Source organism: Allobosea sp. FG18, from assembly GCF_057809495.1.
The window spans coordinates 22,580-42,663 of sequence record NZ_JBMDKB010000033.1 but is presented as its reverse complement, the minus strand read 5'-3'; the positions used below and the strand labels follow the sequence as shown (position 1 = coordinate 42,663).

20 protein-coding genes and 1 pseudogene are annotated in these 20,084 nt (G+C 65.0%); 9 read left to right on the top strand and 12 right to left on the bottom strand.

The features are described from left to right. Window positions 1–7: 7 nt before the first annotated feature. Window positions 8–268, bottom strand: coding sequence for an AraC family ligand binding domain-containing protein (locus tag ACODTJ_RS26380; RefSeq protein ID WP_488850867.1), 261 nt, complete (start codon window positions 266–268; stop codon window positions 8–10). A 114-nt stretch (window positions 269–382) separates the two neighbouring features. On the opposite strand from ACODTJ_RS26380, the gene ACODTJ_RS26375 reads away from it, so the two are divergent. The 5 genes from ACODTJ_RS26375 to ACODTJ_RS26355 all read left to right on the top strand — a co-directional run bounded on the left by ACODTJ_RS26375 (window position 383) and on the right by ACODTJ_RS26355 (window position 5,774). Continuing rightward, on the top strand, window positions 383–1,702 hold the full coding sequence (locus tag ACODTJ_RS26375) for a tetratricopeptide repeat protein (protein WP_454656773.1): 1,320 nt from the start codon (window positions 383–385) through the stop codon (window positions 1,700–1,702). Beyond that, complete coding sequence (locus ACODTJ_RS26370; protein WP_454656772.1) at window positions 1,699–2,916, top strand: MFS transporter; 1,218 nt, start codon at window positions 1,699–1,701, stop codon at window positions 2,914–2,916. The genes ACODTJ_RS26375 and ACODTJ_RS26370 overlap by 4 nt, the downstream gene beginning before the upstream one ends. A gap of 5 nt (window positions 2,917–2,921) precedes the next feature. After that, a complete protein-coding gene (locus tag ACODTJ_RS26365) occupies window positions 2,922–4,079 on the top strand; it encodes a flavin monoamine oxidase family protein (protein WP_454656771.1) in 1,158 nt (385 codons plus the stop codon). 5 nt (window positions 4,080–4,084) lie between these two features. Further along, window positions 4,085–5,110, top strand: a complete 1,026-nt coding sequence (locus ACODTJ_RS26360) for an alcohol dehydrogenase (protein ID WP_454656770.1) — start codon at window positions 4,085–4,087, stop codon at window positions 5,108–5,110. Between the two features lie 91 nt (window positions 5,111–5,201). Beyond that, on the top strand, window positions 5,202–5,774 hold the full coding sequence (locus ACODTJ_RS26355; protein WP_454656769.1) for an ureidoglycolate lyase: 573 nt from the start codon (window positions 5,202–5,204) through the stop codon (window positions 5,772–5,774). A gap of 148 nt (window positions 5,775–5,922) precedes the next feature. Here the strand turns inward: ACODTJ_RS26355 and ACODTJ_RS26350 are convergent, their stop codons facing one another. From ACODTJ_RS26350 to ACODTJ_RS26300, 11 genes are all read right to left on the bottom strand, one after another. After that, a complete protein-coding gene (locus ACODTJ_RS26350; RefSeq protein ID WP_454656768.1) occupies window positions 5,923–9,099 on the bottom strand; it encodes an efflux RND transporter permease subunit in 3,177 nt (1,058 codons plus the stop codon). Next, window positions 9,096–10,511 carry an efflux RND transporter periplasmic adaptor subunit gene (locus ACODTJ_RS26345; protein ID WP_454656767.1) on the bottom strand — a complete coding sequence of 472 codons (1,416 nt, stop codon included), beginning with the start codon at window positions 10,509–10,511 and terminating at the stop codon, window positions 9,096–9,098. Before ACODTJ_RS26345 ends, ACODTJ_RS26350 begins: the two co-directional genes overlap by 4 nt. Further along, a complete protein-coding gene (locus ACODTJ_RS26340; protein ID WP_454656766.1) occupies window positions 10,508–10,903 on the bottom strand; it encodes a FixH family protein in 396 nt (131 codons plus the stop codon). Before ACODTJ_RS26340 ends, ACODTJ_RS26345 begins: the two co-directional genes overlap by 4 nt. Window positions 10,904–11,030: 127 nt before the next feature. After that, on the bottom strand, window positions 11,031–11,429 hold the full coding sequence (locus ACODTJ_RS26335) for a hypothetical protein (protein ID WP_454656765.1): 399 nt from the start codon (window positions 11,427–11,429) through the stop codon (window positions 11,031–11,033). 12 nt (window positions 11,430–11,441) lie between these two features. Then, entirely contained in the window at window positions 11,442–12,617 is a 1,176-nt protein-coding gene (locus tag ACODTJ_RS26330; protein ID WP_488850861.1) for an MFS transporter, read from the bottom strand. Continuing rightward, the gene (locus tag ACODTJ_RS26325) at window positions 12,614–14,032 is read right to left on the bottom strand and encodes an FAD-dependent oxidoreductase (RefSeq protein ID WP_454656763.1); all 1,419 of its coding nucleotides are present in this window, start codon (window positions 14,030–14,032) and stop codon (window positions 12,614–12,616) included. Before ACODTJ_RS26325 ends, ACODTJ_RS26330 begins: the two co-directional genes overlap by 4 nt. Window positions 14,033–14,089: 57 nt before the next feature. Continuing rightward, window positions 14,090–14,407, bottom strand: a complete 318-nt coding sequence (locus ACODTJ_RS26320; protein ID WP_454656762.1) for an ArsR/SmtB family transcription factor — start codon at window positions 14,405–14,407, stop codon at window positions 14,090–14,092. 59 nt (window positions 14,408–14,466) lie between these two features. Further along, complete coding sequence (gene arsB / locus ACODTJ_RS26315; protein WP_488850859.1) at window positions 14,467–15,519, bottom strand: ACR3 family arsenite efflux transporter; 1,053 nt, start codon at window positions 15,517–15,519, stop codon at window positions 14,467–14,469. A gap of 7 nt (window positions 15,520–15,526) precedes the next feature. Beyond that, the gene (gene arsC / locus ACODTJ_RS26310) at window positions 15,527–15,952 is read right to left on the bottom strand and encodes an arsenate reductase (glutaredoxin) (protein WP_454656760.1); all 426 of its coding nucleotides are present in this window, start codon (window positions 15,950–15,952) and stop codon (window positions 15,527–15,529) included. Then, complete coding sequence (locus ACODTJ_RS26305) at window positions 15,952–16,479, bottom strand: arsenate reductase ArsC (RefSeq protein WP_454656759.1); 528 nt, start codon at window positions 16,477–16,479, stop codon at window positions 15,952–15,954. Before ACODTJ_RS26305 ends, arsC begins: the two co-directional genes overlap by 1 nt. Further along, the gene (locus tag ACODTJ_RS26300; RefSeq protein ID WP_454658986.1) at window positions 16,472–16,828 is read right to left on the bottom strand and encodes an ArsR/SmtB family transcription factor; all 357 of its coding nucleotides are present in this window, start codon (window positions 16,826–16,828) and stop codon (window positions 16,472–16,474) included. The genes ACODTJ_RS26305 and ACODTJ_RS26300 overlap by 8 nt, the downstream gene beginning before the upstream one ends. A gap of 70 nt (window positions 16,829–16,898) precedes the next feature. On the opposite strand from ACODTJ_RS26300, the gene ACODTJ_RS26295 reads away from it, so the two are divergent. The 4 genes and pseudogenes from ACODTJ_RS26295 to ACODTJ_RS26280 all read left to right on the top strand — a co-directional run bounded on the left by ACODTJ_RS26295 (window position 16,899) and on the right by ACODTJ_RS26280 (window position 20,014). After that, window positions 16,899–17,213: an Lrp/AsnC ligand binding domain-containing protein gene (locus ACODTJ_RS26295; protein WP_488850856.1), complete on the top strand. Its 315-nt coding sequence runs from the start codon at window positions 16,899–16,901 to the stop codon at window positions 17,211–17,213. A gap of 232 nt (window positions 17,214–17,445) precedes the next feature. After that, window positions 17,446–17,670: pseudogene (locus ACODTJ_RS26290) on the top strand (chromate transporter); the annotation flags it as partial. Between the two features lie 158 nt (window positions 17,671–17,828). After that, window positions 17,829–18,626, top strand: coding sequence for a metallophosphoesterase family protein (locus tag ACODTJ_RS26285; protein WP_454656757.1), 798 nt, complete (start codon window positions 17,829–17,831; stop codon window positions 18,624–18,626). Between the two features lie 5 nt (window positions 18,627–18,631). After that, window positions 18,632–20,014: a protein kinase domain-containing protein gene (locus ACODTJ_RS26280; protein WP_454656756.1), complete on the top strand. Its 1,383-nt coding sequence runs from the start codon at window positions 18,632–18,634 to the stop codon at window positions 20,012–20,014. The last annotated feature ends 70 nt before the right edge of the window (window positions 20,015–20,084 follow it).

Here is a 20,084-nt window from a genome sequence, read left to right as displayed (position 1 = left end):
CAAGGGGTCAACATTGGACGCCGATCGGGGGGCAACTTTGCGGGCCGTTTGACACACCGGTCGGCAGCCAGGCGGCTTGCTCCGGCGAGGTGATGAATGTTCGCCCGGCCGTCGAAATCGTGAGCACGCCGTCGATCGCATAGACGAGCTGATGCCAATCGTGGGCGTGCTCGGGAAAGTAATGGCGCGCGGGAATCGACTGCGCCCGAATGGTCAGGGGGCGCGGCGGGCGAGCACTTGGCGGGGCGGAAACCGTCAACCAGGACATCTACGAGCCCAATATGTCCGATACTCGATGAATTATGGCAAAACGTCGAAAGTTCGCCAAGAGCGCTTCTGCTATGGGCTATGAACCCAAACTCGAACGGAGCGGAACATCGCTATGGCCCATGTCGACAGCCGCGGCCTCGCCATTTCGACCAACTCCGCGGAAGCGGCGCGCTTCTACCGCGAGGGTATCGATCTTCTTCTCTCCGCCTGGCCGCGCGCCATGGAGACGTTGCAGCAGGCCCTCTTGGCTGACCCCGATTTCGCGCTCGCCCATGCGGCGCTGGCGCGCGCCTATGCGATCCGCGTCCAACCCGCCGACGCAAAGACCTCGATCGCCAAGGCATCCGACCTCGTCGCACGCAACGGCACGCCCCGGGAGCGCAGTCACGTCGCAACGTTGGCCTTCGCCGTGACGGGGCAAGCGGCCAATGCCCTTTCCGCGGCGTTGGCCCACATCGACAAATGGCCGCGTGACGTCGTGATCATGTCGTTGCCGCTCGGAGCCTTCGGCCTGTTCGCATTCTCCGGCATGGCCGATCACGACCAGGCTCGTGTCGACCTGTGCGAGCGCTATGCCGATCATTTCGAATCCGATGACTGGTGGTTCCTGACCTATCGCGGCTGGTCGCATGCCGAGAACGGCGCCGTGAGGCTCGGCCGCGATCTCGCTCAGCGGAGCCTGGATCTTCGGCCTGCCAACGCCAACGGTGCCCATGCCCTCTCGCATGCGATGTTCGAGGACGGCGCGGGGGCGGAAGCCGAGCGACTGATTACTCAATGGCTGCCGACCTATGACCGTTCAGGGATCCTGCACGGTCACATCGCCTGGCACGAAGCGCTCTCGGCGCTGGAACGCGGAGATGCAGCACGTGCCCTGGCGGTCTACGAGGAACACGTCCAGCCTGCGGTCTCACTCGGAACGCCGATCAACATCATGACCGACACGGTCTCGCTGCTCTGGCGCATCCGCACTTATGGGCATGAGGTCCCGGCCGGGTTGTGGGAGACGGCGCGGACTTACGCAGACACGAAATTCCCCAAGCCCGGCCTCGCGTTCGCCGACGCTCATCTCGGCCTTCTGTCCGCTGCAATGGGCGACAGGATCGCGGCGGGCGAACGCATCGAAGCGCTGACGAAGCTGGTCGAGGAAGGGGCGATGGCCGCGGGTCCGATCGTTCCAGCCATCTGCCGGGCTGCGCTAGCCTTCGCCGAAGGTGACTATGCCGGCTGCGCCCGGATTCTCGAGCCGATGGCCGGCGATGTCGCGCGGATCGGCGGCAGCGGCGCCCAGCGCGAAATCATCGAAGACACCTTGCTGCTGGCGCTGATCCGCAGCGGCGAAGCCACGAAAGCCCGCGCACTTCTCGACGAACGCCTCCATCGGCGCCCGTCACCGCGTGACACACTCTGGAAGAGCCAGATCGCAGCATGACCACGATCACTGCATCGAACGAACCCGGGCAGGCTGAAACCCTGCGCCGGGAACGCGGGAACGTTCTCAGGCTGGCCATCTGCCAGGCCCTGGCAGGAGCCAACTCGACCGTCGTCTACGCGACCGGAGCCGTCGTCGGAGACATGCTGGCGCCGAGCAAGGCGCTCGCAACGATGCCGATCTCGATCTTCGTCGTCGGCATGGCTCTTTGCACGCTGCCGGCTGGTGCGGTCGCGCAGCGCCATGGCCGCAGGGCAGCCTTCATGCTGGGAACCGGTTGCGGCGTGCTGGCAGGCCTGCTCGGTGCGCTGGCGGTTTACTACGCAGCCTTCTGGGTCTTCTGCGCCGCGACCTTCTTCGGCGGGGTCTACGCTGCGGTGGTGCTGTCGTTTCGCTTCGCGGCCGCCGACTGCGCCGCGCCTGCCCGGCGGCCCCGGGCTCTGTCGGCCGTAATGGCCGGCGGAGTCTTCGCCGGTGTGATCGGCCCCCAGCTCGTCACGCACACGATGGATCTGTGGGCGCCCCATCTTTTTGCCGCGACCTATGTCGGACAGGCGGCGGTGGCCGCGATCTCCGCCTTCATCCTTCTCGGCGTGAAGCTGCCAATGCCGACCGCAGCAGAGCGTGCCGGAGGCAGACCGCTGGGCGTTATCGTCCGCCAGCCACGCTTCATCCTTGCGATCATCTGCGGGGTCGTTTCTTACCTGCTGATGAACTTCCTGATGACGGCGGCACCCTTGGCGATGAAGTTCTGCGGCCTGTCTCAGGAATCGGCCAATCTCGGGCTGCAATGGCATGTCATCGCTATGTACGGCCCTAGCTTCTGGACGGGGCGACTGATCACGCGCTTCGGTGCCGCGAAGGTCGTCGCCGCCGGGCTTATCCTGACAGGCGCTTCGTCAGCAGTCGGCCTGCTCGGAATCGATGTCGCGCATTTCTGGGCGACGCTGATCCTGCTGGGTCTCGGCTGGAACTTCGGCTTTGTCGGCGCGTCCGCCATGGTGCTCGAATGCCATCGGCCGGAAGAGAAGGCACGCGTGCAGTCCTTCAACGACTTCGCCGTGTTCGGCACGATGGCGATCGGCTCGTTCCTGTCCGGCGGATTGCTGTCTTCCTTCGGCTGGAACACGGTTCTCTGGCTTTCGTTCGCGCCGCTGCTGACCGCCGTCCTAGCTTTGGTGGCGGGTCGGTACACAGCGACCCGGCGCGGCTGATCGGCATGTGCACATCGACCCCGAACACGAACGACAAGATCGCCATCATCGGCGGAGGTCTGGCGGGGCTCGTCGCGGCCCGCCGTCTGCATCAGGCTGGCACTCCCTTCGAGCTGATCGAGGCACGGGACAGGCTCGGCGGGCGAATTCTGTCGGCGGGGAGCTCTGGCGCATCGTCTTCCGATGGCTTCGATCTCGGGCCGTCCTGGCTCTGGCCGGAGATGCAACCTCAGTTGGCGGCGCTCGTGGACGAACTTGGCCTCGCCTGCTTCCGGCAGCATGAGGAGGGCGACGTCATCGTCCAACATCGCGCCGGGGCGACACCTGCACGCTATCCCGGAAATAGCTTCCGGCAATCGGCCTCGGCCCGCCTCATCGGAGGGACCGGCACTCTTGTCTCCGCCCTCGCCGCCCAGCTTCCCGCAGCATCGATCCGAACCGGCACAACCGTTCGCAGCCTGATACGGACCGAAGGTGGGGTCGATCTGATCTGCACGACGCAGCACGGAGAGACCGTGAGACGGGAGGCATCCCGGGTGATTCTGGCCCTGCCCCCGCGCCTCCTCGCGGAATCGATCGTTCTCGATCCGAGCATCGAGGGTCAGGTCCAGAGAGCTTGGCGGCAAACGCCGACCTGGATGGCTCCCCATGCGAAGTTCTTCGCGGTCTACGAGCGGCCGTTCTGGCGCGAGGCGGGCCTGTCAGGAGCTGGCCGCAGCATGGTCGGGCCCTTGGCGGAGATCCACGATGCCACCACGGCTTCGGGCCAGGCTGCCTTGTTCGGCTTCTTAGGTGTTCCGGCTCCACGGCGTGCAGAGATTGGTGAGGCGGCGATCGTCAAGGCCGCGGTCGAGCAGCTCGCGGCCATGTTTGGCCCCCTCGCAGGCGCGCCGAAAGCGACGCTCTACAAGGATTGGGCAGCCGATCCTCTCACGGCGACGCAGGAGGACCTGGGCGCTGCCGGCCATCCCGTCGGCTTCCCCTCACCTCACGTCGAAGGTGACTGGGCCGGGCGTCTCCTGCTGGCCGGAAGCGAGGCCAGCAGTCGCGAGCCAGGATATCTCGCCGGAGCAGTCGATGCCGCGGACCGTGCCGTCGAAGAACTGATGAAGCTGTCGGGCGGGATCGTCCGTAATCCGACGCCAACCCTAGTTGGGAGATAGTCGTAATGGGGAGCACCTATCGGGCCGTGGTCGTGACGGCTCCTGGAAAGCTCGAACTGATCGAGCGGGACATCCCGGTTCCCGGATCTGGGGAGGTCCTCCTCTCCGTGGAGGCATGTGGCCTTTGCGGTGCCGACGCGAACGATGTCGAACGGAGCGGAGGACCATGGCCTCGCGTTCCCGGGCATGAGGTGGTCGGTCGGATCGTCGCGCTCGGTCCCCAGGTGCCATCCATCTGGCGCGAAGGGCAACGTGTCGGCGTCGGGCGCCTCGGCGGCCACTGCAACGAATGCGCTCAATGCCGCCAGGGCAAATTCCAACTCTGCCGAAACCAGCATTTCGTCGGCTCGACCTGCGACGGCGGCTATGCCGAGATGATGATTGCCCGCGGTACAGGCTTGGTTTCCATTCCCAAAGAGTTGAGTTCGGAAGAGGCAGCTCCCATTCTGTGCGCGGGTATCGCGACCTTCAACGCGCTGAAGAAATCCGGCGCCGAGGCCGGGGATACGGTCGCCGTCCTCGGCATCGGCGGGCTCGGTCATATGGCCGTCCAATACGCACGCCGAATGGGTTTCAGGGTCGTCGCCATCGGGCGCGGCACGGATACCGCCCTTGATGCGCAAGGGCTCGGAGCTCACAGCTACATCGACACGGAAACGCAGGACGCGGCACAGGCCCTGACCGCCATAGGCGGAGCCAAAGCCATCATCGCCACCGTCGGCTTGGCCAATGTCGTATCGCCGCTCCTCGCGGGGTTGGCTCCGGGAGGTCGGCTCGTCATGCTCGGAACCGGCAAGGACCCCCTCGCCGTATCAGCCGGTATCCTGGTTGGTGGTGAGCGGAGCGTGCAAGGCTCCATCACCGGCACGCCCTACGAGAATGAACGGACCCTGGACTTCAGCGTCCTCACAGAGGTCCGGCCCTGGATAGAGACCATGCCTCTGGAGGATGCCGCCGACGCCTACCGTCGAATGAAGTCAGGCGATGCGAAGTTCCGGATGGTCCTAACAATGGCCAGCGCCGGCACCTGAACGAACTCATCGGGGACGGTTTTTTCAAGATCTCGTTCGCGAGCTGTTCTTTCATTATCGAAATAATTCAAAGTGTTGGGAGGCGAAAATCATGAAAGAAATGAAGGGAAGCCGGATAGATGGCCTCACAACGCTTGGCGGCATGTCTTCTCAAGATAACCTGCTGGACGTGAAGCCAGTCACCGAATTGGCATTTGAGCCCTTCGGCTGGATCGTCGAAACCACCAATTCCGGCTGCGATGCGAACAACGGCACTGCGCGCCGCCACGATATCCACGCTCACCCAGCCGCCGAGGTTCAGGCCGGATCCCGATTGGTCACTTCTATTTTCGAAGCGAAGCGGCAGCAGCCTGACCAGACCATCACCATGCTGGAGCGGCATGTGAATTCGATCCAACTGATCGTGCCGCTCGGCGGCGAGGGCCACGTCGTCATCGTCAGTCAAGCCGGCGAAGACGGCATGCCCGATCTTTCGACCCTCACAGCGTTCTCGTTCACGGCGTCGCAGGGCATGATCTATCGGCGGGGACTTTGGCATCATCCGATCATGGCGGTCGGCTCTGACGCCAGCTTTCTGGTGCAGTCCTGGCAGAACGGCACGGCGGCCGACTGCGAGATCGTTGCGATCGAACCGACGACATTAGCCCTCGACAGCGCCCTCTGACGATGACGTCGACTTGGTTCCCTGCCATCAGAAGAGGTATTTCACGAGCGCGGCGATCACCAAGATGACGATCGCAATGCCGAGAAATACGACCAGTCCCATCCCCCAGCTCATGCCGCTCATCATGCCATGCATATTGGCTTCTCCCTCATTCGGTACTGGCAGCAAGATGCGCTGAAGCTGATGCCTCTCTGACTTTCTCGACCTTCGCGGCCGATGGCAGCCGCCAACCTTTGATCAACGCGTAGATCGCCGGGATCACCAGCAGCGTCAGTACGGTCGACGAGACCATCCCTCCGATCATCGGCACGGCGATGCGCTGCATCACCTCCGAGCCCGTGCCGGTGTTCCAGAGGATCGGCAGCAGGCCCGCCATGATCGCGACCACGGTCATGATTTTTGGCCGCACGCGCTCCACAGCACCGAGCATGATCGCCTCGTGCAGGTCGGCGCGCGTGAACGCCCGCCCCTGCGCTTCGCAGCGCGCCCGCACCTCGCTGAGGGCGTGATCGAGATAGATCAGCATTATCACCCCAGTCTCGGCGGCGACGCCTGCGAGCGCGATGAAGCCGACGGCAACGGCGACCGACATGTTGAAGCCGAGCCACCAAAGCAGCCAGACACCGCCAACCAGCGCGAATGGCAGCGAGAGCATGACGATGAACGTCTCGGTCAGCTTGCGGAAATTCAGGTAGAGCAGCAGGAAGATGATCGCGAGCGTCACCGGCACGACCAGCTTGAGGCGGGCCTCGGCCCGTTCGAGATATTCGAACTGGCCGCTCCAGGCGATGCGATAGCCCGCGGGCAGCTTGATGCTCTGCGCGATCGCGTTCTGGGCATCGCGGACGTAACCGCCGAGATCACGCCCGACCGTGTCGACGAAGATGTAGACCGCTAGCTCGCCATTCTCGGTTCGGATCGAGGTCGCACCGCGCTTGCGCTCGATGCTCGCGACATCGCCGAGCGGAATGCTGGCGCTGGAGGGTGTCGAGACCTGGACCTCGCGCGCAATCGCCTGAGGATCGGAGCGCAGGTCGCGCGGATAGCGGATGCTGACGCCATAGCGCTCGCGACCCTCGACCGTCGTCGTCACAGTCTCGCCGCCCATCGCCATCACGATGGCGTTCTGGACGTCGCCGATGGAGAGCCCGTACCGCCCCAGCGCGATCCGGTCCGGCACGATGTCGAGGAAATAGCCTCCAATCACACGCTCGGCATAGGCGCTGCTCGTCCCCGGCACGGCCTTCAGCACCGTCTCGATCTGGCGCGAGACCGCCTCCATTTGCGCGAGATCGGTACCAAACACCTTCACCCCGATCGGCGTGCGGATGCCGGTCGCGAGCATGTCGATGCGGGCCCGGATCGGCTGCGTCCAGGCGTTGGAAACGCCGGGGAACTGGAGCGCCTTGTCCATCTCCGCCTTGAGGCTGTCGAGCGTGACGCCCTCGCGCCATTCCGCCTTAGGCTTCAGGTTGATGATGGTTTCGAACATCTCGGTCGGCGCCGGATCGGTTGCCGTCTGGGCGCGCCCCGCCTTGCCGTAGACCGAGGCGACCTCCGGGAACGAGCGGATGATCCGGTTCTGGGTTTGAAGCATCTCGGCCGCCTTGGTCACCGAGATGCCTGGCAAGGTGGTCGGCATGTACATCAGCGTGCCCTCGTCGAGGGACGGCATGAACTCCGAACCGAGCTGCCGCGCTGGCCAGAGGCTGAGCCCGAGAACGGTCACCGCGGCCAGGATCGTCAGCGTCTTGGCGCCGAGAACCCCGCGGATCATCGGGCGGTAGAGCGCTATCAAACCGCGATTGATCGGGTTCCGGCTCTCCGGGATGATCCTCCCCTTCACGAAGACGACCATCAGCGCCGGGACGAGTGTCACCGACAGGAGCGCCGCGGCCGCCATGGCGAAGGTCTTGGTGAAGGCGAGCGGCCCGAACAGACGGCCCTCCTCCGCTTCCAAGGTGAAGATCGGCAGGAACGAGACCGTGATGACGAGCAGGCTGAAGAACAACGCCGGGCCGACCTCGCTGGCCGCCTCGATCAGGATGTCGATGCGTGGCTTGTCCGGCGCGGCCCGTTCGAGGTGCTTGTGGGCGTTCTCGATCATGACGATGGCGGCGTCGATCATGGCGCCGACGGCGATCGCGATGCCGCCGAGGCTCATGATGTTGGAGCCCTGGCCGAGCACCTTCATCGCCGCGAACGCCATCAGGATGCCGACGGGCAGCATGATGATCGCGACCAGGGCGCTGCGCAGATGCAGCAGGAACACGATGCAGACCAGCGCGACGATGATGGTCTCTTCGATCAGCGTGCCCTTCAGCGTCTCGATGGCCCGCTCGATCAGCCCGGAGCGGTCATAGACAGGCACGATCTCCGCCCCACCCGGCAAGCTCGGCGCGAGCTCCGCGAGTCTTGCCTTGGCGTGCTCGATCACCGCCAGTGCGTTGGCGCCGAAGCGTTGCAGAACAATGCCGCTTGCGACCTCGCCCTCGCCGTTGAGTTCGGTGATGCCGCGCCGCTCGTCCGGACCAAGTTCGACGCGGGCGACGTCGGAGAGGCGAAGCGGCACGCCCCGGTCGCTTTTCAGGACGATGCTCTCGATATCGGCGATCGACTTCAGGTAGCCGCGGCCGCGAACCATGAACTCGAACTCGCTGAGCTCGACCGTGCGCCCGCCGACATCCATGTTGCTGCTGCGCACCGCCTCGCGCAGCGTGGCGAGCGAAACGCCCTGGGCACGCAGCCGCGCGGGATCCACGACGATCGCGTATTGCTTGACGAAGCCACCGACGCTGGCGACCTCGGCTACGCCCTCCGCGCGCGAGGCTGCGAAGCGCACCACCCAGTCCTGTAACGACCTTAGCTCGGCCAAACTCATGTCCTTGGCCATGACGGCGTACTGGTAGACCCAGCCAACCCCGGTCGCGTCCGGCCCGAGCGTCAGCGTGACCCCGGTCGGCAGGCGCCGCGCGGCCGCGTTGAGATACTCGAGCACGCGCGAGCGCGCCCAATAGGGGTCGGTGCCATCCTCGAAGATGACGTAAACGAAGGAGACGCCGAAGAAGGAGAAGCCGCGCACGACGCGCGCCTTCGGTACCGTCAACATCGAGGTCGTCAGCGGATAGGTGACCTGGTCCTCGATCACTTGCGGCGCCTGGCCCGGGTATTCGGTGTAGACGATGACCTGGACATCGGAGAGGTCCGGGATCGCGTCGAGCGGCAGGGTCTTCAGCGCATAGACACCCGCCGCCACGGCGAAGGCCGAGGCGACGAAGACGAGGATCAGGTTGCGCGCCGACCAGGCGATCAGGCGGGCGATCATGGCTTGGCCTCCGGCTGCGTAAATCCGCCCAGAGCGGCCTTGAGATTGCTCTCGGCATCGATCAGGAAGTTGGCCGCGACGACGACGCGGTCGCCCTCGGCGACACCCTCGGTGATCGCGACCATGCCGTCGCCGCGGCGCCCGAGCTTGACCTCGCGCGGTGCGAAGCGGCCCTCGCCCAGATCGAGGATGACGATGCGGCGCGTGCCGCTATCGATCACGGCACTGTCGGGAACGGCGGGTTCCGGAGAGGCATCACCGGAGCCGATATCGACATCGGCATACATGTTCGGCAGCAGCATGCCGTCGCGGTTGCCGATCTCGATGCGGACCCTGGCCGTGCGCGTCGCCTCGGCGATCTCCGGGTAGATCACGCTGATGCGACCTTCGAAGGAGCTCCCGGGACGGCCGCGCAACCGCACCGTGGCTGGTGCCCCGATGCTCACGGCAGCCAGTTCGCGTTCCGGAACATCGGCCAGAACCCAGATCGTCGAGATGTCGGCTAGCCGAAACAGACTGCCGCCGGCGGCCATCTTCATCCCATCGCTGACCGAACGTTCGAGCACGATCCCGTCACGTGGTGCCGACCAGTTGATCGTGAGCGGCACCTTCCGGCTTCGCTCGATCTCGGCGATGACCTCCGAAGGGACGCCGAGGTTTTCGAGCCGCTGTCTTGCGCCGCCTTCGGGTACGCCGCGCGCCGCGGCATTGAGCTCGGTGATGAACTGAGCGCCGGCCGTGCTGATCTCGGGCGAGTAAATGCGCGCGAGGCGGGTTCCCTTCGTGACGTGGTCACCGGTCGTGACCGCCGCGACCTCCTGGACGAAGGCGTCGGCGCGTATCGTCACGACGGAGACCCGCCGCTCGTCAAGCTGCACTACGCCTGGAACGTGAACGGTTTGGGCAATGGTCTGACGGCGGACAGGTTCGGAACGGACGCCGCTGCGCTGGATGCGCCCGGGCGAGAGCTTGATGACGCCGTCTTCGTTTCCCTCGCCTTCGTAGACGGGGAGATAGTCCATCCCCATAGAGTCTTTCTTCGGCGCCGGCGAGGTATCGGGGAGCCCCATGGGATTGCGGTAGTAGAGGACGCGCTTCGCGTCGGCCTGCACTGTCCGCTCCTCGCTCGGGAGTTTCTCCTCGAAGCTGACATCCTGACTGGCGCGGACGGCCGTGAAGGGTCTGCCGTCCCCGGCCTGGCGCGGCCCTGCCGAATAGACCGGCTTCCGGTCCGGGTCCTGATAGTAGATGACCGGGCCGCTTCCGACAGGCTCGTTTGCCGCGAGCGAACCATCGATACCGAGCCATCCGCGCCAGCCAACGGCAAGACCGCGTTGCCCGGCCCAATAGCCTGCACCTCCCGCCGCCAAGATGGCGGCGAGAGCGAGGCCCGTGAGGGCGAGGCGTTTCATGGCAGGGCCTTGAGGATCAGCTTGTTTTCGAGCGTGCCGGTTTCACCCTGAACCTTGGCGCCGAGCGAGAGGCGCCAACCGCCAGCCATGACCAGATTGGTCTTGAAGCGGTAGGTTCCGGGTTCGGTCGATGGCATCGCCTCGATCGGCGACGCCATCATCTCCATGCCGTCCGGCGCCATGTCGATGCGCTGCGCAAAGATCACGGCGTCGGGAACCGGCTTACCCGAGCGCTTATCGATGAGCTGAACGGCGATAACGACGCCGTTGCCGTGCTTGAGTTCGCTCTGCACGAGCCGGAACTCATAGTCCTTGATATCCGCGAGCGCCGGAAGGGAGACGGCCGCGAGCGGAAGCGCCGCGACGAGCGCCCGCAAAGTGTTGAAGGTCATGATCGTAGTCCTGAATGCATCAGGCTGCCGCACAGGCGCACAGCCTCAGACGTGGCGATGGCCACGGCTCACCGTCCGCCCGGAACTGCTGTGCGGACGAAACCAGCGCATTCGCGCTGGCGATGCCTCAGGTTCGTGGAGGTCGGGCGGGCGGCTCGAAAGGCCGCGAAACATGATCGGCGTCGTTCCCGCCGAGCCCGAGTTGAGCAACGATCGGCCGGGCGAGTGTAACGAACGACGTCGGTTCGCTGGCGAAGCATTTTGCCAGGCAGAAGCTCAACGCGGGGCAGTTGGTCGTGCAGTCCTTGGCCTTGCCCTGATCGGGCGGGCAGCACGGCATGGCGCCATCCATCGGCATCGCCATGTCCACTGCATCCGTACGGCCAAAGCCTGCCGTCGCCGGGCTGACGAAAGCAGCCAGGACGGTAGCCGTGATGAACAGGGCCAGCACCAGACAATGCGCAAAGAGCCGAAGCTTCATGCGGATGCTTTGCCATGGCGGCGAGATCCGCGAAAGGACCTTCATTTCAAGAGTTCGTCATTTCCGGTTCTTGGCGCTCCACAGGCATACCCCAAGCAAGACATTGATGACGGCCAGCATCATGAGGGCCACATAGGTCCAGTTCGAACCCGCCTTATCGAGCAATAGTGCCCCTGCCGTCGGCGCCAAGGCCTGGGCAACGAGGCTCGGCCTCGCGAGCTTTCCGACCAGGGGCGCATATCGCTGCGGTCCGAACTGAGCGAGGGGCAGCGTTCCCTTCGCGATCGAGAAGACGCCGTTCCCTGCGCCGTAGAAGATAAGCGCCAAGGCGATCGGGCCAGCCCCGAACGCCAGCATCGCGAGCCCGAAGGCAATCAGCCCAAGGGCCGCGCTCATCGTCCAGATCGGATGGTGACGGCCTCCGCCTGCCATCTCGACGACCCGGCCGCCAACCTGAGCCGGCCCGACAAGAGCTCCGAGCGCAACGGCCGCGGCCAAGCCGATCCCCTGTGCCTGAAGCAGCGTCAGCAGATGGACACCGACGATCGCGGTAATGGCACCACCGATGATCATGATCCCGGAAAGAATTCGGAACGCGGTGCGTTCCGACGGCAGCAGCTCGACCGTCGGACCGCCGCCTCCAACCTTCGCCTTCGGAAGCTCCGGTGGAACCTTCGGAAGGGCCATCAGGATGATCGGGAGGGAAACCAGAAGCTGGATGGCGGCATAGGCGAAACAGGTACCTCGCCATCCAAGATGAGCGACGAGGTAGGCCGATAACGGCCAGCAGACGGTGCTGGCGAATCCGCCCCACAAGGTCAGCATCGTGATCGCCGATCGTGCGCTGCCTCCGTAAAGACGCCCAAGCGTCGAGAACGCCGCATCGTACAGGCCTGCGGCCATCCCCGCTCCGAGAACGATCCAGCCGAACACGAAGACCGGCAGATTCGGGGCGATGCCCAGAGTGAATTGCCCGGTGGCCAGGAGGATGGCCGCCGCCGCCAGGACAGGTCGCCCGCCCGTCTCTCCGATGGCGCGGCCGACATGGGGCGCGACGGCCCCGGCGGTGAGCAACCCGATCGAAAGAGCGCCGACGATCCACGACAGAGGCCACCCGGTATCGGCGGCGATCGGTGCGGCAAGGACGGCCGGGAGATAATAGGACGAGCCCCAGGCGAGGATCTGCACCACGCCCAGGGCCGAAATGACGGTCAGCCGATCGCGATCGATCACGCCGCCTTCCCGCAACAGGAGGATGTCGCCTGCGCGGGCTCCGGCGCTTTGGCAGGACCACAGCCGCATCCAGCCTTGCCGTCGGCCTTCGCTGCGGCGTCATCGGCGCAACAGGCATCCGCTTCGGCCGGTACGGGACCACCGCAGCATCCTCCGGCTTCTGCCGGCACCGCGGTGCATACGCCCGTCTCCGGCAAGACGAGCCTGACATCGTCGGCCTCGGCCAGATCGCCGGCGATCGCCGCCACGACCGACCGAACCTGCTCGAAGCCCGTCATCATCAGGAAGGTCGGTGCGCGCCCGTAGCTCTTGATCCCGACGGTGTAGAACCCAGGTTCGGGATGCGAGAGTTCACGGTGCCCGTGCGGCGGAACGGATCCGCAGGAATGGAGATTCGGGTCGATCATGGGCCCGAGCGCCCGGGCGCTTTCGAGCCAGGGGTCGAACTCGACCCGCAGCTCCCGGGTCAGCGAAAGATCGGGCCGCTGTCCCGTGCAGGCCACGATGCGGTCGATCGGTCCGATGGTTCGGCCGACACCGCCGATCTCGCCGTTCACGACGATGCCCGCACTGTCCTCGCAAAGGTCCGTGACGGAGAAGCCGGAGACCAATTCGACGCGACCTTCCGCTACGAGACGGCGCAGGCGCTGCCCGAGATCTCCCCGGGCAGCGAGCTGGTCGTTCGAGCCCCCGCCATAGACACGGGAGAGATCCCGGCCGCGCGTGACCCAGATCGCCCTGGTCGCGCCGCCCCGAGCCGAAAGCTCATCGAGATCGAACAGCACGTTCGCGGCGGAGTGCCCGGCGCCCACCACCAGCGTCGTTCGGCCGACATAGTCGGCTCGGTCTCGGCCGAGGACATCGGGGATGCCGTAGGCGATCCGATCAGCCAGCGTTTCCTCGCCTTCCGCAGGCACGCCGCTGGCATTCACCGGGTTCGGAGTCCTCCATGTTCCGGAAGCGTCGATCACCGCCCGGGCCTGGACGCGGCTCACCGCGCCGTCGCGACCGACGACGGTCAACTGGAACGGGCGCAGCTCGCGGTCCCTGCTCACCACCTTGTCGATGCCATGGCGGCTGATCGCGGCAACGCGGACCCCGTATTCGATGACGGAGGTCAGTTCGTTCGTTGCCGCCAAGGGCGCCAGGTAGATTTCGACGAGGTCGTTTCCGGTCGGATAGCTCCCGCTTTCGGGCTCCCTCCAACCAGCGGCCGCAAGCAGTACCCGGCTGGCGGGATCGACATTGAATTCCCAGGGAGAGAACAGTCGGACGTGACCCCAGTCCCGGATGTTGGCGCCGGCCGCGTCGCCTGCCTCGAGCACCTTCACCGGTATACCTCGCGTGACAAGGTTCGCTGCGGCCGCGAGTCCGATCGGTCCGGCCCCGATGACGACGACGGGAAGCTCCTTCATCTGGATATCCTCCATTCCTGCTAGAAACATGGAATTAAGTGGCAAATGAAAAGCCGCTCAGGCGGCCTTCCCGGAAGCATCCGAGCAGCCTTCCTCAATGCAGCATTCGTCGGCGAGGAAGCCGAGTAGTGCATCCATGGCCGGATAGACCGCGCGGCAGATCAGGGTCGTGGCCTGTCGCTCCTGCGTGACGAGACCGTTCCGGATCAGCCGCTGAAGGTGGTGGGACAGGGTCGAAGCCGGGATCCCCAGGCGTTCCTGCACCTGATTGACAGGGAGGCCGCCGTGACCCGCGCGGACCAAGGTTCGATAGAGCTGGAGGCGCGTCGGGTTACCGAGCGCTTCGAGCTGCTTCGCTGCTTCTTCGATGTTCATGGAAATAAGTAGGCATGGACGGGATCGCTTCGTCAACCTCTATTTCCATGATCGTCGAATTACTCCGCTGCCTGAACCTTTCGTACGCTGTCGCTGCGCTCGTACCAATCCTTCGATCGGTTCACGATCCAGACCACAGTCAGCATGACCGGCACCTCGATAAGAACCCCCACCACGGTCGCGAGCGCCGCTCCGGAGTTGAAGCCGAACAGGCTGATCGCCGCAGCAACGGCGAGCTCGAAGAAGTTCGAGGCGCCGATCAGCGCTGACGGCCCCGCGACGCAATGCTGCTCGCCCGCGATCCGGTTCAGGAGATAGGCCAGCCCGGCATTTAGGTAGACCTGGATCAGGATCGGCACCGCCAGGAGCGCGATCACCATCGGCTGGGCGAGGATCTGCTCGCCCTGGAAGCCGAAGAGCAGGACGAGGGTGGCGAGCAGGGCCACGAGCGAAACAGGTCCCAGTCGGCCGAGCAGCTTGTCGAGCGCGGCCTGTCCGCCCTTCGCCAGAACGCGGCTGCGGACGAGTTGCGCGACGATTACGGGGATGACGATGTAGAGCACGACCGAGAGGACGAGCGTTCCCCACGGCACGGTGATCGCCGACAGGCCGAGCAGCAGGCCGACGATCGGAGCAAAGGCGACGACCATGATCGCGTCGTTGAGGGCGACCTGGCTGAGCGTGAAGTGCGGTTCGCCCTTCGTCAGGTTCGACCAGACGAAGACCATCGCGGTGCAGGGCGCGGCCGCCAGGATGATGAGTCCGGCGATGTAGCTGTTGATCTGGTCGGCGGGTAGCCACGGCCGGAACAGCCAGGCGATGAAGAACCAGCCGAGCGCCGCCATCGAGAAGGGTTTCACCGCCCAGTTGATGAAGAGGGTGACGCCGATCCCGCGCCAGTGGCGGCCGACCTGCCCGAGCGCCGCGAAGTCGATCTTCAGCAGCATCGGGATGACCATCAGCCAGATTAGGACCGCAACGGGCAAATTTACCTTGGCGATCTCGGCAGAGCCGATGGCTTGGAACACGCCCGGCATGACATGGCCGAGCACAATCCCGACGACGATGCACAGCGCGACCCAGATGGTCAGGTAGCGTTCGAAGGTGGACATGGTGACCTCAGGCGAGTGCGACGGGACGGCCGGAGGCATCGACGACCAGTTCGCCGTCCTCCTTGCGGAATTCGCCGAGCTGGGGCGGCAGCAGGGGCAGGACCGCCTCTGACGGCCGGCACAGCTTCACGCCCTTGAGCGACACGACCAACGGACGGTTCATTAGAATGGGATGGGCCTCGATCGCATCGAGCAGGACTTCGTTGGAAAGGCTCGGGTTGCCGAGGCCGAGTTCGGCGAAGGGCGTGCCCTTTTCGCGCAGGATGTCCCGGGCGGTCAGCCCGGCGCGATCGAGAAGCTGCTTCAGCAGCGCCCGGCTCGGCGGCGTCTTCAGATACTCGATGACGTGCGGCTCGACGCCGGCATTGCGGATCAGCGCGAGCGTGTTTCGGGAAGTCCCGCAGGCCGGGTTGTGGTAGATGATGACGTCCATCACGCCACCTCCGGGCGACCGCCGCTCGCGCCCTCGAGGCCCCCGATCCGCCGAACCTGCTGAGCCAACGCCATCTCGTCGAGGCTGGCGACGGGCAGCGACAGGAGGACGTTGATCCGGTTCCTGAGATAGCGCAACGCCGTCACGAAGGCTCGCTCGCGCTCGATCTCGCTGCCCTGGACGTTGGACGGGTCCTCGATGCCCCAGTGCGCCGTGATCGGCTGCCCGGGCCAATGCGGGCAGGCCTCGCCCGCCGCCTGATCGCAGACGGTGATCACGAGATCCATGACGGGTGCGCCGGGCTTCGCGAAGAAATCCCAGGTCTTCGACGACAGGCCCTCGGTCGGGATGCCTTCGGCATCCAGAACCTTGAGCGCCATCGGCTTCGGCCCGGGGCCGCCCTCGCTGCCGGCGGAGAAGGCTCGAAAACGTCCTTCGCTGAGATGGTTGAGCAACGCCTCGGCCATGATCGACCGGGCGGAGTTATGCGTGCAGAGGAACAGCACGTTGTGGACGCGATCAGGCATCGGTCGTGACCTTTGGCGGGCAGCAGGGCGTGAGCTCAACCAGGAGCGGCGCGCAGATCTCCGCACGGCCACCGCAGCAATCCTTGAGGAGGAACCCGATGGCCGATCGAAGCGCGTCAAGATCGGCTCGGTAGATGATCGAGCGACTGAAGCGCTCCGAACGGACGAGCCCTGCCCGGCTGAGGATACTCAGATGGGACGACATGGTGTTGTGGGGAACTTCGAGACGGCGAGCGACCTCGCCGGCAGGCAACCCCTCTGGCTCCGCGCTCACCAGCAGGCGGAAGACGTCGAGGCGAGTACTCTGCGCCAGCGCTGCCAGCGCGAGGATGACTTGCTCATTTTCCATATGTCGAGACTTATCGACATTAATATCGAAACGCAAGGCGGGTGTCGGTTGGAGACGACGCGAACCAAACTTGCTTTCGGCGGCAACTTCTCACTCAACGTTCGGCCCCGCACTCGCCGAGCGTTGGCCCGAAGATGCCGACACCGCGGATCGGATCCGTAGCGTCATGATGATCGCACTGGAAGGCCGGAACGTGAAGGGCACGGTCGCCGCTCTCCGAAAGAACCCCGGCTTTGCGGCCATGCACACGACGAATGGTCTTTGGGACCTTATCGCCGAGATCGAGGTCCCAAGCATGGCCGAATTCAATCGGCTCCTGACCGGCATTCGCGTGATGGAGGGCATCTCGAAACCCGAGACGCACCTGTGTCTCGGCCCCGCATAACCGGCAGCATCATCTGCCGGGCAGCCTATCAGCTCTTCGCCGAGCTGAGATGTGAGACCTGCGGTTGGAAGATCGGCGACTGAAGCCCGACCTTCGGATCGCTGAAGGGTCTTTCGGCCTCCTTTCTCCGGGCGAGCGGCGTCATTCTCATCGACACCCGGACCAAGGAGTGACCATGAACCCGAAGGAACTCATCGACCGCATCGCTTCCATGCCGCCGCAAGGCGCCGCCGCCACGGCGGCAATGCGCGGTGCTAACGCAGCGGTCGTCGGAATTCTCGGTGCCGCCCCTTATGACCCGGTCTGGGCGAGCGCCGTTCAATCACGACACGTCTTCGTTCTGCCGCTTGCGGGCTTTCTGCTCCTCACCATCTGTAAAGCACCGCCCTGGATCACCGTGGCATTTCTGGCCGTCGCTGGCGTACTCACGCATTCTAAGAGCGATGGAGCCTTATGATCATCCTCCGTGCCTCGGGGCCGCAGGTGCCGATGCCCCAGCAACCGCTGCCGCTCCCGATCACTCACAAATGATAGGTGCCGCGTTAACACGAGCGGCAGCAAATTTGATGCTCGTGACCGAGGCTGCGGGGCGTGCTGGGATGGAGTCCTTTTTAGATGCAGCATCGTTTCGATGGTGGCAGGATCGCCAAGGTTTTCGCCTCCGGACAATCGATGCGCATCGTCGTACTCGCTGACATCCATGGGAATCGCGAGGCACTCGATGCAGTGAAGGAGGCTGTCGCTGCGGCGGCCCCGGACGTGATCGTGATTGCCGGCGATATCGTCGGGTATGGGCCGGATCCGGCTTATGCAGTGGAAGTTGCGGCGCAGTACGCCGCGAACGGTGCGCGGGTGGTGCTCGGCAATCACGATCAGGCGGTCCACCAAGAGGACCGTGGCATGACCAAGGCCGCTCGCGACGCAATTCACTGGACGCGCAGCCAACTTTCGGAAGAACATCGTGCCTTCCTCGCCGGACTGCCTCTGACAATCGTGGAGGAGGATCGCCTCTATGTTCATGCGAGTGCCAACGAGCCCGGCCGCTGGCGCTACATCCTGGACGCGCAGGCAGCGGAATCCGCCTTCGATGCAACCGGAGCGCGTCTCATCGTCTGCGGCCACACGCACGTTCCAGCCATGTTCTATGCTCGTGTCGGCTACCCGCCCGTCGCGTTTCGGCCGCTTGACAATCAACCGGCACCGTTGATCGCGACGCGTCGACACCTTGTGGTCGCGGGCTCCGTCGGGCAGCCACGAGACGGCAATCCGGCCGCCTGCTTCGCTCTCATCGACTTGGAGCAGCGCTGCGTCACCATGCGGCGCGTGCCCTATGATGCAGAAACGACTGCCCGCAAGGTGCTGGCGGCGGGGCTGCCGCCGGCTCTCGCCACGCGGCTCATTTTCGGCCGGTGAACAGAATGCGCTTCCACGAAGGACAGATGATCGACGGCTTCACGCTGAAATCGCTGATGCCTTCCGGCGGTATGGCTTCACTCTGGCGGGCACATCATCCGGATGTGGAAGCCTCCGTCGTCCTCAAGATTCCCTTTCTCGAGCCCGGCCAGGATGTCTCGACCGTCATCGGCTACGAGGTCGAAGAACTGATCCTGAAGCGCCTATCAGGCCCCCATGTTCCGCGCTACATCCGCTCCGGCGATCTGGCGGAGACGCCCTACATCGCTATGGAGTTCGTCGAAGGCGAAAGCCTCGCACGGATCGCCAGGAATGCGCCACTCTCGCCCGAGGAGGTCGCGCGCATCGGCGCCGAGGTGGCGGCCGCCGTCGCCAGCCTGCATCAGCAGCAGGTGGCACATCTCGACTTGAAGCCCGAGAACGTCATCCTCGCCGCCCGCGGCGCGGTGCTGCTCGATTTCGGCCTCTCACGCCATGCCGGCCTGCCAGACCTGCTTTCGGAGGAAAGCAACGTCCCAATGGGCTCAGCCGCCTATATCGCACCCGAGCAGGTGCTGGGCGACCGGTCCGACCCTTCGAGCGACATCTTCGCCCTGGGCGGCATCCTCTATCTGCTCGCCACCGGAGAGCCGCCGTTCGGCTGGCCCTCGACACAGGCGGGGATGAAGCGAAGGCTCTATCAGGCGCCGAAGCCGCCCTCCGCCCGCAATCCGAAGGTACCGGCCTGGCTGGAAACGATCATTCAGAAATGCCTCGAGGTCGATCGCGAGCGCCGCTATGCGGATGCCGCCCGGGTCGCTTTCGAGTTGCGCAACCCTGAGCAGGTGGTGATCGTCGAGCCCCTGCCACAGCGCCGCTGGTGGGACTGGCTCCTCGCAGCGTTCCAGAAGCGCGATGATCTTCTGCTCACCGGCGCTCCAACGGCCCGTCGGCGCGAGGCCGGTCCGGCACTTATCCTGGCGGCAGTCGACCTCGCCGATGGCGTCAATCCGCTGGCCGATGCCGTGCTCGCCGAGACCGGTCGGCTCTTGGCGGCCCGCTCCGATTCACGCCTCTCTTGCCTAACCGTCCTGAAGACCGAGATTCTGCGGGAGGACGTCGTGGCGGACAGCGCTGGCCACTCCGTCTACATCAAGCGGCTGGTTGCGCTTAAGGCCTGGGCGAGCCCGCTCGGCCTTGCCGAGGACCGGATCAGCTACCACGTCGTGCAGGCGGTGAGCGCAGCCGACGCTATATTGCGTTATGCCGAGCATAACCAGATCGGCCACATTATCCTCGGTGCGCGCGGCGCCTCCACCCTGCGCCGCCATCTCGGCAGCGTCTCGTCCAAGGTCGTGGCCGAGGCCGGATGCTCGGTGACGGTGGTACGGAACAGGTCTTCCACCTAACGCGCGTAGCGTGATGCAGTCATAGCGACGAGGTTGCCGCGCTTCCAAGGAAGTTCGCCCGAACTATCCA